The sequence below is a fragment of the Streptomyces sp. CB02959 genome (assembly GCF_002803155.1).
Classification (GTDB): Bacteria; Actinomycetota; Actinomycetes; order Streptomycetales; family Streptomycetaceae; genus Streptomyces.
Map to the genome: position 1 here is coordinate 434,620 of NZ_NNBP01000003.1, position 15,569 is coordinate 450,188.

Here is a 15,569-nt window from a genome sequence, read left to right on the forward strand (position 1 = left end):
CATGTCCTCCGTTGGGTGGTGCGCTTGTGTGCGTGGCCGGGCAGGGTGCCCGGCCGAGGGCCCACTCTCCGATGCGCACCGCCCGTTCCCCCAGCCACGGCGCTCCCGGCGACGCAATTCGACACGGGTTAGCCTCCAACGGTGAAAACCGACGGAAGCGCCGGCCGGCCCGCGCCCTTCGACGACCTCGACCGCCGGCTGATCCACGCCCTCCAGATCGACGGCCGGGCCCCCTTCAGCCGGATCGCCGAGGTCCTCGGGGTCTCCGACCAGACGGTCGCCCGGCGCTACACCCGGCACCGCGGCGCCGGCGCGTTCCGGGTCCTGGGGCTGGCCGAGCCCCGGGCGCTGGGCGAGGTGGAGTGGCTGGTGCGGGTGGAGTGCGCGCCGGACGCCGCGCTGCCGATCGCCGAGGCGCTGGCCCGCCGCCCGGACACCTCCTGGGTGAGCCTGATGTCCGGCGGCACCGAGATCGCCGCGGTCTGCCGGTCGGCGGGCAGCGAGCACAGCGACGCGCTGCTGCTCCAGAAGCTGCCGCGCACCCCGAGCGTGGTCGGGGTGACCGCGCACTGCCTGCTGCACGAGTTCTACGGCGGCCCGCAGAGCATGGTCAGCAAGTCCGGTGCGCTGACCGCCGAGGAGGCCGCCCGGCTGTGCCCGCCGGCGCCCCGGCCGCCCTCCCCCGGGCCCGCCACCGGGTTCGAGCAGGGGGCGCCCGGCTCCCCGGTGGTGCTCTCCGACGCCGACCGGCGGCTGTTCGAGGCGCTCGGCCGGGACGGCCGCGCCCCGCTCGCCGAACTCGCCGCGGCCACCGGCTGGTCGCCCACCACCGTCCGCCGCCGCCTGGAGGCGCTGCGCGCGGACGGCGTGCTGTACTACGACGTCGACTACGATCTGCGGCTGTTCGGATACGGGGTGATGGTCGCCCTGTGGCTGTCCGTCGCACCCGCCGAACTCGCCGCCTCCGGCGAGGCGTTGGCGGAACACCCGGAGGTCGCCTTCGCCGGCGCCACCACCGGTCCGCACAACCTCTTCGCCTCCGTCCTGTGCCGGGACACCGGCGCGCTCTACACCTACCTGACGACCCGGATCGCGGCACTGCCGGGCGTACGGACCATGGAGAGCACGCCGCAGATCCGGCGCCTCAAGGGGCCCGGCCCGTACCTCACGCCCGGCCCCGCCGCTCCGAGGGGCCGCCGATGACACCGCCACCGCCCCGCGTCCTGGCGCGCCGGGCCCGCGACGGGGTGCTGGACTGGGTGCGGTCGACACCCGGCACCCACATCTGGCTGCTGATCATCGGCATCACCAGTCTGGTGATCGCCTCGGCCTCCGAGGGGCTGGAGCAGTTCCTCCTCCACCGCAACAGCAGCAACATCCACGAGCTGAACGAGCATCCGCTGCCCTCGCTGCTGATCAGCGGTTTCTGGATCGAGCGGCCGGGGTCGTTCCTGCTCTACGCGGTGATGTTCGAGCTGGTGCACGCCAACGTCGAACGGTGGATGGGGAGTTGGCGCTGGCTGCTGGCGGTCGGCGCGGCGCACGTCGCGGCCACCCTGGCCAGCCAGGAACTGGTGCTGCTCGCCATCGAGGGCCACCAGCTGCCGCGCTCGATGACCCACGTCGTGGACATCGGCGTCTCCTACGGGCTGGCCGCCGCGGCCGGCGTGCTGACCTACCGGCTGCCGTCGCCCTGGCGCTATGCCTACCTCGTCGGCCTGCTGGCCTTCTTCGGGGTACCGCTGGCGACCGGCGCGACCTTCACCGACTTCGGCCACGCCATAGCGCTGACCATGGGGTTCGCGTGCTGGCCGCTGACCCCGGCGGCGCGCGTGGGGCCGTCCGACGTGGTGGCGGGGGGCGACGACGGGGACGGGGCGGAGCCGCCGCCCCCGTCCGGGCACCGTCAGGAGTAGAGCCGCTCCAGCACCACCGCGACCCCGTCGTCCTCGTTGGAGGCGGTGATCTCGTCGGCGACGGCCTTGAGTTCGTCGTGGGCGCCCGCCATCGCCACGCCGTGCGCGGCCCAGGCGAACATCGGGATGTCGTTGGGCATGTCGCCGAACGCCACGGTCTCCTTGGCGGTGATGCCCAGGCGGCGGGCGGCCAGCGAGAGCCCGGTGGCCTTGGTCAGGCCCAGCGGCAGCAGCTCGACGATGCGGGGCCCGGCGACCATGACGCCGACCAGGTCCCCGGCGACCTGGCGGGCGGCGCGGGCCAGCGCGTCGTCGTCCAGCGTCGGGTGCTGTATGTAGACCTTGTTGAGCGGGGCGGTCCACAGCTCGGCCGGGTCGTCGATCAGGACGTTGGGCAGCGGGCCCTCCTGGACCTGGTAGCCCGGGCCGACCAGCACCTCGCCGGCCAGGCCGTCCCGGCTCGCCGCCAGGTGCAGCGGGCCGACCTCGGCCTCGATCTTGGACAGCGCGAGGCCGGCCAGCTGGCGGTCCAGGGTCACCGACGTCAACAGCCGCCGCTCGCCGGCGTGGTAGACCTGCGCGCCCTGCCCGCACACCGCCAGGCCCTGGTAGTCCAGGGCGTCGAGGATGTGCCGGGTCCAGGGCACCGCCCGGCCGGTGACGACGATGTGCGCCGCACCGGCCTCGGTGGCCGCGGCGAGCGCCCGGCGGGTGCGTTCGGAGACGGTCTCGTCGTGGCGCAGCAGCGTCCCGTCGAGGTCCGTCGCGATGAGCTTGTACGGCAGCGGCGACCCCGCCGGGGCTGAGTGGCTCACTTGGCGACGGGCTCCAGGACCTCACGGCCGCCCAGGTACGGGCGGAGCACCTCGGGGACGCGGACCGAACCGTCCGGCTGCTGGTGGTTCTCGAAGATCGCCACGATGGTCCGCGGGACGGCGCAGAGAGTGCCGTTGAGCGTCGCCAGCGGGCGGACCTTCGGCTTGCCGTCGGTGGTCTCGCGCATCCGGACCGACAGGCGGCGGGCCTGGAACTCGTCGCAGTTGGACGCCGAGGTCAGCTCGCGGAACTTGCCCTGGGTCGGGATCCACGCCTCGCAGTCGAACTTGCGGGAGGCGGAGGCGCCCAGGTCGCCGGTGGCGACGTCGATCACCTGGAACGGCAGCTCCAGGCCGGTCAGCCACTGCTTCTCCCACTCCAGCAGCCGCCGGTGCTCGGCCTCGGCGTCCTCCGGCGCGACGTAGGAGAACATCTCCACCTTGTCGAACTGGTGGACCCGGAAGATGCCGCGGGTGTCCTTGCCGTACGTGCCGGCCTCGCGGCGGAAGCACGGCGAGAAGCCGGCGTAGCGCAGCGGCAGCTGCTCGGCGTCGACGATCTCGTCCATGTGGTACGCGGCGAGCGGGACCTCGGAGGTGCCGACCAGATAGAAGTCGTCGCGCTCCAGGTGGTAGACGTTCTCGGCGGCCTGGCCGAGGAAGCCGGTGCCCTCCATGGCGCGCGGGCGCACCAGGGCGGGGGTCAGCATCGGCGTGAAGCCGGCCTCGGTGGCCTGCGCGATGGCGGCGTTGACCAGCGCCAGCTCCAGCAGGGCGCCGACGCCGGTGAGGTAGTAGAAGCGCGAGCCGGAGACCTTGGCGCCGCGCTCGACGTCGATGGCGCCGAGCAGTTCGCCGATCTCCAGGTGGTCCTTGGGCGTGAAGCCCTCGGCGGCGAAGTCGCGGGCGGTGCCGTGCGTCTCCAGGACCGTGAAGTCCTCCTCGCCGCCCACCGGGACGTCGGGGTGGACGATGTTGCCGAGCTTCCGCAGCAGGGCCTGGGTCTCTTCCTTGGCCTCGTCCTGCTCGGCGTCGGCGGCCTTGACCGCGGCGGCCAGCTCGCCGGCCTTCTTCAGCAGCTCGGCCTTCTCGTCGCCGGCGGCCTTGGGGATGAGCTTGCCGAGCGCCTTCTGCTCGGAACGCAGCTCGTCGAAGCGGACGCCGGACGACCTGCGCCGCTCGTCGGCAGAGAGGAGTGCGTCGACGAGCGCGACGTCCTCTCCACGGGCGCGCTGGGAGGCGCGCACACGGTCGGGGTCCTCACGAAGCAGGCGAAGGTCAATCACCCCACCAGGCTACCGGGGCCGCCGGTCGGCACTCGACGTGATATTCGCGGGTGGGGCCATTTGCCCGTTTTGCGGTTATTTATTCCATGGCCGGGAATCGGGTCCGCGAGCCTTCCCGGGCGGTCGTCGTAACGCATTGTGAGGCCCTGCGGAATTCCTGGTTCTTGCCGCGAAAAGGGCATTCGCGGCGGTGGATTCCGGGTGCCGGACGGCCGGTCCCGGGGTTGCACCCGGCTTGCCCACCGGGTTGTCCACAGGGGGGCGGGGTGGGGAGATTCTTATCCACAGCCTGTGTGTGAGATCTGTGGAAGCCGGAATTGATCATTCTGCGTCCGAAATGCTCACCTATGGTTTCTTGGTCCAAACCCTGTTCACGCACTCTTTCGTGTGGGATCACCTCGCTCTAAAGGATTGGTCGCAGGAATTGTGCTGACGATGTCCGGGGTGATCTACTGTGGGTGACTGTGGACGGATGTGGGGTCACTAGGGGGATATGTCGACTCTGTCCGTCTCGGATGTCGACTTACCCACAGGTCGAGAAGCGAGCCTGTGGATAACTTTGTGGACAGTCGCGGAAGCCGTCGGAGGGCGCTCCGGAACGGCGCCTTCGGCCCCGCCGAAGGCGCAGGTCACAGCCCGTAACCCGAGGGACGGGGGGACCGGCCGGGTCAGCCCCGTCCGTCCAGGCAGCGCCCCAGCCAGTCCGACGCCTCGGTGAACGCCGAATCGGTCACCTGCGGCCGCACGGTCGCGGTCACCTCGTCCGCTCGCGGATACGAGCCGAGGAACCGCACGTCGCGGCAGACCCGCTTGAGGCCCATCAGCACCTCGCCCACCCGGCGATCGGTGACATGGCCCTCGCAGTCCACCGAGAAGCAGTACCGGCCGATGCCCTCGCCGGTCGGGCGGGACTCGATCCGCATCATGTTGACCCCGCGGACCGCGTACTCCTGGAGCAACTCCAGCAGCGCACCGGGGTGGTCGGCGGCCAGCCACAGCACCACCGAGGTCTTGTCCGCCCCGGTGGGCGCCGACGGCCGGGCCGGGCGGCCGACCAGGACGAAGCGGGTGGCGGCGTTCTGCGCGTCGTGGATGTCGGCGACCAGCGGCGTGAGGCCGTACGTCGCGGCCGCGAACTCACCGGCGAACGCGCCGTCGTAGCGGCCCTCCTGGACCAGTCGCGCACCGTCCGCGTTGGAGGCCGCCGACTCCCAGACGGCGTCCGGGAGTTGGGCCGCCAGCCACTTGCGGACCTGCGGCTGGGCGACCGGGTGCCCGGTCACCGTCTTCACGTCGGTCAGCGTCGTCCCCGGGCGCACCAGGAGCGCGAAGGCGATCGGCAGCAGCACCTCGCGGTAGATCATCAGAGGTTCGCCGGAGGCCAGCTCGTCGAGGGTGGTGGTCACACCGCCCTCGACGGAGTTCTCGATCGGCACCAGCGCCGCCGCGGCCTCCCCGGCCCGGACGGCGTCCAGCGCGGCCGGCACCGACACCATCGGCACCAGCTCCCGGGTCGCCGCCTCGGGGAGGGTGCGCAGTGCGGCCTCGGTGAAGGTGCCCGCGGGACCGAGATACGTATAGCGACTGGCCGACATGCCGTGGACTCCCTCACGTGCCTGCGGGAGCGCCCCGCCGTCTTTCGCCCTGCCCCTGCCACGATACCGAGCCGCCCGGTGCCGGGCGGACGCGTTTCGAAGAGTGGTCCCGATCAGCCCTCCAACAGCGGCTGGGCCACGTAGTCGCCGTCCGACGGCGCCGGCGGCACCGCGTACAGGCCGCTGGCCTCGTGCCGCAGGAACGGTGACAGCGCGTCGCCGCGGTCCAGCTTCCGCTGGATCTGGGTGAAGGCGCGCAGCGGGTCGGCCTGCCAGCAGACGAAGAGCAGACCGGCGTCCGGGGCGCCGTCGTCGCGGAAGCCGTCGTGGTACGAGAACGGGCGGCGCAGCAGCGCCGCGCCCTGGTTGGCCTCCGGGGCGGCGATCCGGGCGTGGGCGTTGGCCGGGATGACCGGGAGCCCGTCGGGGCCGGTGGCGTCCAGTTGCATCGGGGTGGTCTCGGTGCCGCCGGTCAGCGGGGCGCCGTTGTCCTTGCGCCGCCCTATGACCCGCTCCTGCTCGGTGCGGGAACGCTTCTCCCAGTCGTCGAGCAGCATCCGGATCCGGCGCACCACCGCGTACGAACCGCCGCGCATCCACTCCTGCGCGGCGTCCGCGCCGACGAAGATCCGCCGGTCGAAGTCCGGCTCGGACGGCTTGGGGTTGTTGGTGCCGTCGACCTGGCCCATCAGGTTGCGGGCGGTCATCGGGCGCGTGGTGGCGCCCGGCGTGCGGTTGAAGCCGTTCATCTGCCAGCGCAGCCGGGCGGTCCCCGCCGCCTCCTTCTGGAGCGCGCGCAGCGCGTGGAAGGCGACCAGCGCGTCGTCGGAGCCGATCTGGATCCACAGATCGCCCTCGCTGCGCCGGGGGTCGAGGGCGTCGGCCGAGAAGGCGGGCAGCGGGTCGAGCTGGACCGGGCGGCGTCCGGTCAGCCCGGTCCGGTCGAAGAAGGTGCGGCCCAGCCCGAAGGTGACGGTCAGCGAGGACGGGCCGGCGTCCAGCGCCACGCCGGTGTCGTCCTGCGAGGTGCGCCCGGCCATCAGCTCCTTTGCCGTCCGCGACCAGCGGCGCACCAGCGCGGCGGCCTCCTTGCGGCCGGCGCCGGGCGCCAGGTCGAAGGCGACGAGGTGGCCGGCGGCCTGCAACGGCGTGGTGATGCCCGCCTGGTGCTTGGCGCCCTTCGTGCGGAACGGGACCTCGGTCGCGCCGATCGTGCTCAGCGCCTCCGGGGCGTCGGCCTGCGCGGCCGAGGCGCCGAGGGCGCCGCCGGCCCCGCCGACGACCAGCCCGGCCGCGCCGGCCGCGCCGACGGTCCCCAGGAGGCGGCGGCGGGACAGTTCCAGAGTGGTGCCGTCCGCAGCAGGCGATCCGCTCCCGGTGCGGGTGGCGTCGTCCTGCATGGTGTCCGTGGCGTCCTGCTGCTTGCTCATCAGTTGATTGTCACGTTCCTGGTCTCGGTCACCTGGTCGAAGTCGGAGGTCCGGACGAGCAGCGAGAGCTGCCACCGCCCCGGCACCGGGAGTTGGACGCCGCTCGCGGTCCAGTGGCCGGTGCCGCTGTGCCGGAGCGTGACCGGGAGCGGCCCCAGCTTCTTGGCGCCGAGCGTGAAGGAGACCTTCACCTCGGGGACGTCCCGGGCCTTGCCCGACGGGTCGGCGATCCGCAGCCGCAGCTCGTTGCCGCCGCCGCTGCGCCCGGGGTCGAGGTCGAGGCGGGCGGTGCCCTTGCCGTCCGCGCCGCCGGTGTCGAACGGGACGGTCAGTACCCGCGGCTGGTTGGCGTCGGGGGACTGCCCGGCCGACGCGGCCTTGACGGCCTCCTCGGTGCGGGCCGGTTCGGTGGTGGTCAGGGCGGTGGTCACCGCGAGCAGCACCACCGCGATGGCGGCTTCGGTCAGGACGGACCGCCGCAGCCCCCGCCGCACCGGGTCGGCGTCCCGGATCCGCTTCTTCCGGGCGGTGGTCAACGCGGCCTGCTGACGGGCCAGTTGGGCCACCCGGGCCGGGTCGGCGGGGGCGCCGGCCGCCGCCGGGCCGGTGTGCTCGTCCGCGCCCTCGTCGGCTTTTACGTCGGTTTCCGCGTCGGCTGCCACGGGGGAGGAGGCGGAGGTGGCCACGGGCTCGGGCGTCGTGCCCGCACCGTCCGGGCCCGTCCCCCGTTCCGTACCGGCCGCCGGCTCCCCGGCCGCCGTCAGTCGGCCCGTCCAGCGCCGGGACAGCCCGGCGACGGCCACCATGACCGCGACCAGGCCCACCTTGACCAGCAGCAGCTGCCCGTAGGAGGTGTCGGTCAGCGCGCGCCAGGAGCCGACCTGCCGCCAGGACTGGTACGTGCCGGTGGCGACCAGCACCAGGACGGCGCCGAAGGCCATCCGGGAGAAGCGGCGGACCGCGGTCCGCTCGACCGGCGGGCCCCAGTAGAGGGAGACCAGCAGGGCCGCCAGCCCGCCGAGCCAGGCGGCCACCGCGAGCAGGTGCAGCACGTCGACTGGCACGGCGACGGCGGGCTGGAGCCCGGTCGAGGCGTGCTCGGCGATCGCCCAGGTGGTGGCGAGCCCGGCGGCGACCACCGCCCCGCCGAGGGCGAGGCCGAACGTGAGGTCCGTGCGCCGCTTGGCGGCGTCCGCGGCGGCCTCGGCAGTCTCGGGGGGCTCGGCGGCCTCGGTGCGCTCGCCGTCCGGGGCGTGGGCCCGGGCGTACGCCCCGAAGAGCACCGCCACGAACAGCGCCGCCGCGGCGAGCAGCAGCAGCCGGGAGAGCAGCGCGGCCCCCGGCTTGGAGAGCACCACCTGCTGGAGCCCGCCGAAGTCGAAGACGTCGGCGAGCTTCCCGGAGCCGGTGTACGGGGTGCGCAGCAGCAGCATCGCCAGCGTGGCGCCGGTCAGCACCGCCCAGCCGCGCACCACCAGCCGCTGCACGGACCGCACCCGGGCGGCGGCCGGCCGGCACGCCACCACGAACGCCGCGCCGCCGGCCAGCAGCACGAACCCGGCGTAGGCGAGGTAGCGGGCGATCTCGTAGAGCGCGCCCACCAGGCCGCCGCCGACCTGCTGTTGCGGCACGGCGGCGGCGGTCTTGGACGGCGCCCCGATGGAGAAGGTGAAGGCCCCGGACACCGGGTGGCTGTCCGCCGAGATCGCCTGCCAGGCGACGGTGTACGTCCCGTCGGGGAGCCCCGGCGGCAGCCCCGCCCCGTATTTGACGGTGCTGCCGCTGCACAGGTTGCGCAGCTTGCCGCGGTCCACCCGTTTGCCCTGCGGGTCCAGGACGCGCAGCGAGTCGTCGCCCATCGCCACGCCCTCGGAGAAGGTGAGCGCGACCTGCTCGGGGGCGTGCGCCACCACGGAGCCCTGTGCGGGGTCGCTGCCGGTCAGCGCGGCGTGCGCGGCGGCCGGTGCGATCCCCGCGGCCAGTGCGCCGAAGAGCACCGCCAGGACGACCAGCAGCCGTCGCGGGCGGAAGCCGGTGAGGGCCATGGTGTGCGCTCCCCTTCCCGTTGGCATGAGTGTCCGTTTCCTTCACCGGGCCCGTTGCCGGGCCCTTGTCTCACGGTGTCCGCGGTGCGGCGGTGACCGTCACTTGCCCGGCCGGTAGTCGGCGGGCTTCACCTCCACCTCGACCTTGACCGGGTCGGCGGTGGCGAAGTGCAGTTCGACGGTGACCTTCTGGCCCGCGGTGGGCTTGTGGGTCAGGCCCATGAACATCAGGTGGCTGCCGCCGGCGCTGAGCGTGAGCTCCCCGTTGGCGGGCACCGGCAGGGAGTCGACCTGCTCCATCTTGTTGCCGGTGGTCTTGTGGATGCTGATGTCCTTGGACAGGTCGCTGGTGACCGAGGTCAGCTTGTCGGCGGTGGAGCCGCTGTTCTTGACCACGAAGTAGGCGCCGGCCATGTCCTGGGTGACCGGTTGCGGCATGTAGGCGCCGCTGACCGAGAGCTGGGGCTTGCCGTCCCCGCCGCCGCAGCCCGACAGGGCGAGACCGGCGGTGAGGGCGAGCGCGGAGCCGATGGCTATTCGGCGGCCGACGGGGGTGAGGTGGGCGCGGGGGGCGGTGCGGCGGGTCACGGGTTCTGTCCCTTGATGATCTTCGGAAGTGCGGCGGTGTAGTTGTCGGAGGTGGCCTCCTGCATTCCCATCCAGTGGACCTTGTCGTCCTTGGGGGAGCTGAGCAGGACCTGGGCGCCGTGGGTGGAGACCACGTCGCCGTTCTTCTTCTTGACCGGCGCCTCGATGCCGATGTTCACGCTGCGGGCGGCCTGCTGGATCTTGTTGAACGGGCCGGTGAGCCCGATGAAGTCCTTGTTGATGCCGCCGAGCCACTTCTTGAGCTGGGCCGGGGTGTCGCGCTCCGGGTCGGAGGTCACGAAGACCACCCGCAGGTCGCTGCGTTCGGCCTGCGGCAGCTGCTTCACCGCCACCGCGATGTTGGCCATCGTCGTCGGGCAGACGTCCGGGCAGTTGGTGTAGCCGAAGTAGATCAGGGTCGGGTGGCCCTTGGTCTTCTCCAGCAGGTCGTAGGGCTTGCCGTCGGAGTCGGTGAGGGTGAGGTCCGGCTTCTCCATCGGGGTGTCGAGGGTGACGATCGGCTTGGCCGTCGTCCCCCCGGAGACCTGGGCGACGGGCTGGTCGGAGCCGTCGCCGGAGCCGCAGGCGGTCAGGGTGAGGCCGAGGGCGGCGGCCGCCCCCAGGGCGGAGACCAGCAGTTTTCTTCTATGCATGACGGATCTGTCCCGGTGTTTCCATGGCGCTGAGCCGGTGGGTGTCAGGGGTGTTCTCGGTCGGGGTGGTCGGTCGAAGGGTGCCGGACCGGCGCGTGGGGTGCGCCGGTCCGGCCGGGCCCGGTCGCGGGGTGCGGGTCAGGCGTTGCGGCGGCGGCCGGCGAGCACGCCGAAGGCGATGCCGACGATGCCGACGACGATCCCGCCGACGGCCAGCACCCGTGCCGTGGTGTCACTGGTGGACGCGGAGGCGGCCGTGTTCTCGCCCTTGGCGCCGCTCTTGCCGTCGGCCGGGCCCTGGGCGTCGGCCGCGGTGAGCTTGAGCACCGGTGCCGGGTTCTGCGGCTCCGGGCCGCCGGGCTTGGCCGGCTCGATCCAGCGCACGACGTCCTTGTTGTCGTACGTCTGGAGGGCCTTGAAGACGAGCTGGTCGGTGTCGCTGGGCAGCTGGCCGACGGAGAGCGGGAACTGCTGGAACTGGCCGGGCTCGATGCCCTTGCCCTCCGCGGTCCAAGTGATCTTCGAGGGGGCCTCGTCGATCTTCTCGCCCTCCATCTCGATGGGCTTGGCGAGCTTGGACTTGGTGACGTCCACCTTCCAGCCGGGCACCGGCTGCGCCATGACGGACGCCAGCGGGTGGTCGGTCGGCAGGGAGACCTCGACCTTCACCGTCGAGGCGTTGTCGCGCTCGTTGGGCACCTTGATGTCGACGGTGGCGAAGCCGCCCTTGGGGGCGCTGCCGGGCTGCACGGTGACGTGCGCGAAGGCCGGACCGGCCAGCAGCAGGACACTGCCGGCCGCGATCCCGCCGACGACGGGCAGCCGGCGGACCAGCCGCCGCGCCGAGAACGCCGAGAACGCTGAGGGTGCCGACGACGACGCGCCGACCGAAATCTCTGACATACCGGACTTCTTGACCATGTGGACGCTCCACGAGGAGAAGGGAGGAAAACGACTACGGGGGTGACGTGGTGCGGCGCTCGACCTCTGCGCGCACTGCCGCCGCGCGCCGCCGTCCGTCCCCGTGGTTCTCCGGGAGCGTGCCGCGCGTGGCGTCAGGCCGCGAGGGCCAGGCGACCGACCGCCGGTGGGCCGCGCCGTATGACGCTGTGCTGGAGCGCCGGATCCTGCGGAACGGGCTCGTCCCCGTACGCCGAGGGGGCGCGGCGGCCCTCCTCCTGCGCCGTGCCGAGAGCCGTGAGCAGCGCCCGGACCAGCGCGAGCGACCGGCGCACCGCGCCGACCAGCGCCCGTGCCGCGACCTCGTGCGCCGCCGGGGCGGACAGCCGCACCAGCCGCCACAGGGCGGCCTCGCCGCGCCGCATCAGCAGGCCGAGGCCGAGCGCGGCGAGCAGGTGCCCGAGCAGCATGGGGAGCGACGGCGCCAGGCAGTGCGCCATCATCGGGACGTCGGCGCCGCCCATCGGGTGCCCGCCGGTGTCGACCAGCCCGGCGCTGCCGGCCAGGTCCATCCCGCCGGGGCCGAGCAACTGCCGCGCCGTGCCGCCGTCGAGGCGGACGCCGTCCAGCCCGCACGTCAGGTGCCGGGCCAGCGCCACCGCCGCCTGGTCGGAGAGGCCGGACGCCCGCCCGGACAGCGCCGGCATCGGGTGCTGCCCCATCGCGAACAGCGTGTGCAGCGCCAGCTGTCCGACCGCCAGTCCGGCCGCGATGCCGGGCAGCGAGCGCTCCCGGCCGGCCAGCGGGGCCGCCACCGCGAACACCGCGACCGCGGCGAGCCCCAGCGTCCACAGCGGCACCGTGGCCAGCGAGGCGGCCATGTGCCCGGCCGCGGACAGCGTGACGCAGGCCGCGGTGAACACCGCGGCCCGTAGCAGCCGCAGGTCGGCGGCGGCCCGCGCTGTGGGGACGGAGGGGGCAGTCATGGCGGCCGCCATCATCCCACTGCCCCTGTTCGCCGTGTACGGCAGGGTTTCAGCGACTACGGCACGCCGGGCTCACGGGGCGCCTGCCAGGGGCGTCCGGAGTCCCGCAACAGGCGCGCGGAGGCGCGCACCCGGCACCACGCCTACACCTGTGCGCTCACTTTTCGCATCCGCCGAATGAGCGGTATCACGTTCCGGGGACGCTTACCGACCTTGCGGCCCGGCAATAGGTATCGGTATGTCGAGCCGCGTCCAGGAGGCAGGAGCGATGAGCATCTGGTGGTCCCTCCATCTGCGGCGGGAGGCCGCGAGTGTGCCGCTGGCCCGGCGGCTGTTGCTGGGCGCGATGGAGACCGCCGGCGTCGACCCGGACATCTGTTACGACCTCTCGGTCGCCCTCTCCGAGGCCTGCGCCAACGCCGTCGAGCACGGCGGCGACGCCACCGACGACTACCGCGTCACCGCCTACATCGACGGCGAGACCTGCCGCATCGAGGTCACCGACTCCGGCCCCGGCTTCGACCGTCCCACCCCGCCGCATACCGCCGCGGACCGCGCGCTGCCGCCGGTCCCCGCCCCCGCCCCCGCGCAGGCCCCCGGATACGCCGAGGACGGCCGGGGGCTCTTTTTGATCGAGGCGCTGACCGACCACGTCCAGTACCGCAACCGCGCCGGCAGCACCGGCGCGGTGGTCAGCTTCGACAAGATCCTCAAGTGGCGCGAGGGCGCGCCGCTGCCGATGGCGTCCTGAGCGGCGCGCGGTCCCCGGTTCCGGTCGCCGGCGGTCAGGGCCGTCCGGCCCCGACGCACCGGACGGACCGTCAGTGGTGCCGGTTGAAGACGAGCGCGAGCGTCGTCGCCACCACCGCCGCGAGGATGACCGCGAAGGCGATCTTCCAGGGGCTGTAGGGGCGGTCCCCGCTCACCTCGCCGGTCTCGGCGTTGACCATGACCTGCCACTGCTTGCCGTTGTAGACGTAGGAGGCGAACCACACCGGGAGCAGCAGGAGCTTGTACGTCACCGACCCGTAGTTGGTGTTGACCGAGTGCAGCCGCTGCCGGTCGCCGCCGATGTCCCGCTTGCAGTCCGCCTCGATGACCTTGGCCATCTTCTGCTGGGCGTTCTGGAATCCGGCCTCCGGCTCCAGGTCGTACCGCAGGGTCCGGAAGCCCGCCAGGTACGCCTCCTGGTAGGCCACCGCCTGCTTCAGCGGCCAGGGCTCCAGGGCCTGGAGCCGGTCCTGCGGGACGTGGCCGACGCCGGGGACGAGGACGTCGTCGAAGAAGCGCTGGACCGTGCCGTTGACGTGGTACCAGCGGACCTTGGTCTCCTTGTTGTCGCCGGTTCCGACGGTGTACTCCTCGCCGCGCTCGCCGCTGTAGGCGGTCGCGGTCGCGGCGTCGTACGTCCAGTGCGGCACGTACGTCCCGTGCAGGGTCTCCGCGGAGTTCACCTTCTTCAGGCTGTTCGGCGCGAACCAGCGGGACTTGGCCCATTTCCCCAGGTTGTCGTGGACGTCCCGCTTGTCCACCCGGAACGGCACCAGGCCCTCGGGCACGATCCGGTCCGCGGCGGCCGAGGCGACCATGGGCGTGGCGCAGAACTGGCAGCGGCCGGAGAGGGCGCTGGTCTCGTTGGCCGCACCGCAGCCGGGGCACTGGAGCACCTGCCCGCCGGCCGCCGTCGGCTTGGTCGGCAGGGTCGCCAGCTCTTCCCAGGCGTGCTCCCGCACCTCGCGGTCGAGGGGGGCGATGGGCTGCTCGAAGCGGCAGTTCGGGCAGCGCAGGGAGTTCGTTCCCGGGGCGTACTCGGCGGTGGAACCGCAGCTCGGGCACGCGTAGGACTGCGGCTGTTGCTGCTGCGGCTGCGCGGGCTGCTGGGGCACCTGCGGCGGCTGCTGTTGCTGGTACTGCTCAGGCTGCTGCGGTGCCTGCTGCGGTGCCTGCTGCGGTGCCTGCTGCGGGTACGGCTGTTGCGGCTGCTGCTGATACGGCGGCTGCGGCGGCTGCTGATACGGCGGTTGCTGCTGGTAGGGCTGCGGGGGCGCCTGCTGCGGGTACGGCTGCTGCTGCGGGTAGGGCTGTTGGGGCTGGTAGGGCTGCTGCGGCTGATAGGGCTGGTAGCTCATCGGGGCACGGACTCCTGGCGGTAGGTCAGGCCTGCGGCGGCAGCGGCGGCGGAGTGGCGCGGAAGTGCTGGGCGAGCTCGGGCACGCTCTCCACCGGCTGCCACGCCGCCATGCCCTCGCGCCAGGCGAGCATCCCGGGCCGGACCGCCCCCGAGCCGATGTGCCCGGTGAACGTCGCGTGGTCGTAGGGGCCCTGCTGCTGCCCGTCCACGGCCACGAACCACTGGTACTGCTGCTGACCGGGCAGCGGCGGCGGGACGGCACCGCCGCCGGGCGCCGGGGCCGGGGCAGCGGGCGCGTAGGGCTGCTGCTGGGCCTGCTGGGGCGCGAACGCCTGCGCCAGCTGCTGGCCGGCGGCCATGCCGAGCCCCAGGCCCACGCCCTCGCCGGCGCCGCCGGGGTTGTTCGCCGCGTCCCGGATCGCGTCCGCCGCCTGGAGGCGGGCGTAGTTGTCGACGTTCCCGATGATGCCCATCCGGCTGCGGGCGTCGACGGCCTGCTCGACCTCGGGCGGCAGCGAGATGTTCTCGATGATGAACTTCGGGATGGACAGGCCGTGCGAGGCCGCCAGCTCGTCGGTCAGCGCCTTGGCCAGCCGGTCGCCGAGTTCGGCCTGGCGCGCGGCGAGGTCGAGCATGGGGATGCCCGAGCCGGCCAGCAGCGTGCCGAGCCGCCCCACGATCAGCTGCCGCAGGTACTCCTCGACCTCTTCGGTGCGGAACTGCGGGTCGGTGCCGGCGAGTTCGGTGATCAGCTTGGCGGGGTCGGAGACCCGCGCCGCGTAGCCGCCGAACGCCCGCAGCCGCACCATGCCGAACTCCGGGTCCCGCACCGTGACCGGGTTCTGCGTGCCCCACTTCAGGTCCGTGAACTGCCGGGTGGTGACGAAGTAGACCTCCGCCTTGAACGGCGAGTGGAAGCCGTACTTCCAGCCCTGGAGCGTGGACAGGATCGGCAGGTTGCCGGTCTGCAGCTCGTGCATGCCCGGCGCGAAGACGTCCGCGATCCGGCCCTGGTTGACGAAGACGGCGACCTGCGACTCGCGCACGATGAGCTTGGCGCCCATCTTGATCTCGTTCTCGTAGCGCGGGAAGCGCCAGACGATCGTGTCCCGACTGTCGTCGGTCCACTCGATGATGTCGATGAATTCGCCGCGTACGCGGTCCATGAAGCCCACGACAGGTCCCCCAGTTCGCTCCGGCCGCCCCGGCCGGGCCGCTGCCGGC

Annotated in this window: 14 protein-coding genes; 3 read left to right on the forward strand and 11 right to left on the reverse strand. The window is 72.8% G+C overall.

Annotation, left to right across the window (positions count from 1 at the left end; all coding sequences use genetic code 11):
- Window positions 1-141 precede the first annotated feature (141 nt).
- Both CG747_RS07675 and CG747_RS07680 read left to right on the forward strand, forming a co-directional pair.
- The gene (locus CG747_RS07675; RefSeq protein WP_100600858.1) at window positions 142-1,203 is read left to right on the forward strand and encodes an Lrp/AsnC family transcriptional regulator; all 1,062 of its coding nucleotides are present in this window, start codon (window positions 142-144) and stop codon (window positions 1,201-1,203) included.
- A complete protein-coding gene (locus CG747_RS07680; protein ID WP_100600859.1) occupies window positions 1,200-1,916 on the forward strand; it encodes a rhomboid-like protein in 717 nt (238 codons plus the stop codon). Before CG747_RS07675 ends, CG747_RS07680 begins: the two co-directional genes overlap by 4 nt.
- Here CG747_RS07680 and CG747_RS07685 read toward each other — a convergent pair.
- From CG747_RS07685 to CG747_RS07725, 9 genes are all read right to left on the reverse strand, one after another.
- Window positions 1,907-2,731, reverse strand: a complete 825-nt coding sequence (locus tag CG747_RS07685) for an HAD family hydrolase (protein ID WP_100600860.1) — start codon at window positions 2,729-2,731, stop codon at window positions 1,907-1,909. The genes CG747_RS07680 and CG747_RS07685 overlap by 10 nt on opposite strands.
- On the reverse strand, window positions 2,728-4,017 hold the full coding sequence (gene serS, locus CG747_RS07690; protein WP_100600861.1) for a serine--tRNA ligase: 1,290 nt from the start codon (window positions 4,015-4,017) through the stop codon (window positions 2,728-2,730). The genes CG747_RS07685 and serS overlap by 4 nt, the downstream gene beginning before the upstream one ends.
- Before the next feature lie 668 nt (window positions 4,018-4,685).
- Window positions 4,686-5,612: a prephenate dehydratase gene (gene pheA / locus CG747_RS07695; RefSeq protein WP_100600862.1), complete on the reverse strand. Its 927-nt coding sequence runs from the start codon at window positions 5,610-5,612 to the stop codon at window positions 4,686-4,688.
- Between the two features lie 113 nt (window positions 5,613-5,725).
- A complete protein-coding gene (gene efeB, locus CG747_RS07700; protein WP_257980275.1) occupies window positions 5,726-7,042 on the reverse strand; it encodes an iron uptake transporter deferrochelatase/peroxidase subunit in 1,317 nt (438 codons plus the stop codon).
- Window positions 7,042-9,087 carry a copper resistance protein CopC gene (locus tag CG747_RS07705; RefSeq protein ID WP_100600863.1) on the reverse strand — a complete coding sequence of 682 codons (2,046 nt, stop codon included), beginning with the start codon at window positions 9,085-9,087 and terminating at the stop codon, window positions 7,042-7,044. Before CG747_RS07705 ends, efeB begins: the two co-directional genes overlap by 1 nt.
- Window positions 9,088-9,186: 99 nt before the next feature.
- On the reverse strand, window positions 9,187-9,675 hold the full coding sequence (locus CG747_RS07710; RefSeq protein ID WP_100600864.1) for a copper chaperone PCu(A)C: 489 nt from the start codon (window positions 9,673-9,675) through the stop codon (window positions 9,187-9,189).
- A complete protein-coding gene (locus tag CG747_RS07715; protein ID WP_100600865.1) occupies window positions 9,672-10,328 on the reverse strand; it encodes an SCO family protein in 657 nt (218 codons plus the stop codon). Before CG747_RS07715 ends, CG747_RS07710 begins: the two co-directional genes overlap by 4 nt.
- Window positions 10,329-10,466: 138 nt before the next feature.
- A complete protein-coding gene (locus CG747_RS07720; protein WP_257980276.1) occupies window positions 10,467-11,231 on the reverse strand; it encodes a YcnI family protein in 765 nt (254 codons plus the stop codon).
- A gap of 152 nt (window positions 11,232-11,383) precedes the next feature.
- Window positions 11,384-12,214 (reverse strand): hypothetical protein, encoded by an 831-nt coding sequence (locus tag CG747_RS07725; protein WP_180985431.1) that lies wholly within the window; start codon window positions 12,212-12,214, stop codon window positions 11,384-11,386.
- Window positions 12,215-12,482: 268 nt separating this feature from the next.
- Here CG747_RS07725 and CG747_RS07730 point away from each other — a divergent pair, with 268 nt between their 5' ends.
- Window positions 12,483-12,965, forward strand: a complete 483-nt coding sequence (locus CG747_RS07730; RefSeq protein WP_100600867.1) for an ATP-binding protein — start codon at window positions 12,483-12,485, stop codon at window positions 12,963-12,965.
- Between the two features lie 70 nt (window positions 12,966-13,035).
- Here CG747_RS07730 and CG747_RS07735 read toward each other — a convergent pair whose 3' ends face one another.
- Window positions 13,036-14,343 carry a hypothetical protein gene (locus CG747_RS07735; RefSeq protein ID WP_257980277.1) on the reverse strand — a complete coding sequence of 436 codons (1,308 nt, stop codon included), beginning with the start codon at window positions 14,341-14,343 and terminating at the stop codon, window positions 13,036-13,038.
- Window positions 14,344-14,368: 25 nt separating this feature from the next.
- A complete protein-coding gene (locus CG747_RS07745) occupies window positions 14,369-15,520 on the reverse strand; it encodes an SPFH domain-containing protein (RefSeq protein WP_100600870.1) in 1,152 nt (383 codons plus the stop codon).
- Window positions 15,521-15,569 lie beyond the last annotated feature (49 nt).

Coding starts and splice junctions, on each gene's coding strand:
- CG747_RS07680 (WP_100600859.1), top strand. CDS start 1,200: ATGACACCGCCACCGCCCCGCGTCCTGGCGCGCCGGGCCCGCGACGGG.
- pheA (WP_100600862.1), bottom strand. CDS start 5,612: ATGTCGGCCAGTCGCTATACGTATCTCGGTCCCGCGGGCACCTTCACC.
- efeB (WP_257980275.1), bottom strand. CDS start 7,042: ATGAGCAAGCAGCAGGACGCCACGGACACCATGCAGGACGACGCCACC.
- CG747_RS07705 (WP_100600863.1), bottom strand. CDS start 9,087: ATGGCCCTCACCGGCTTCCGCCCGCGACGGCTGCTGGTCGTCCTGGCG.
- CG747_RS07715 (WP_100600865.1), bottom strand. CDS start 10,328: ATGCATAGAAGAAAACTGCTGGTCTCCGCCCTGGGGGCGGCCGCCGCC.
- CG747_RS07720 (WP_257980276.1), bottom strand. CDS start 11,231: ATGTCAGAGATTTCGGTCGGCGCGTCGTCGTCGGCACCCTCAGCGTTC.
- CG747_RS07725 (WP_180985431.1), bottom strand. CDS start 12,214: ATGACTGCCCCCTCCGTCCCCACAGCGCGGGCCGCCGCCGACCTGCGG.
- CG747_RS07730 (WP_100600867.1), top strand. CDS start 12,483: ATGAGCATCTGGTGGTCCCTCCATCTGCGGCGGGAGGCCGCGAGTGTG.
- CG747_RS07735 (WP_257980277.1), bottom strand. CDS start 14,343: ATGAGCTACCAGCCCTATCAGCCGCAGCAGCCCTACCAGCCCCAACAG.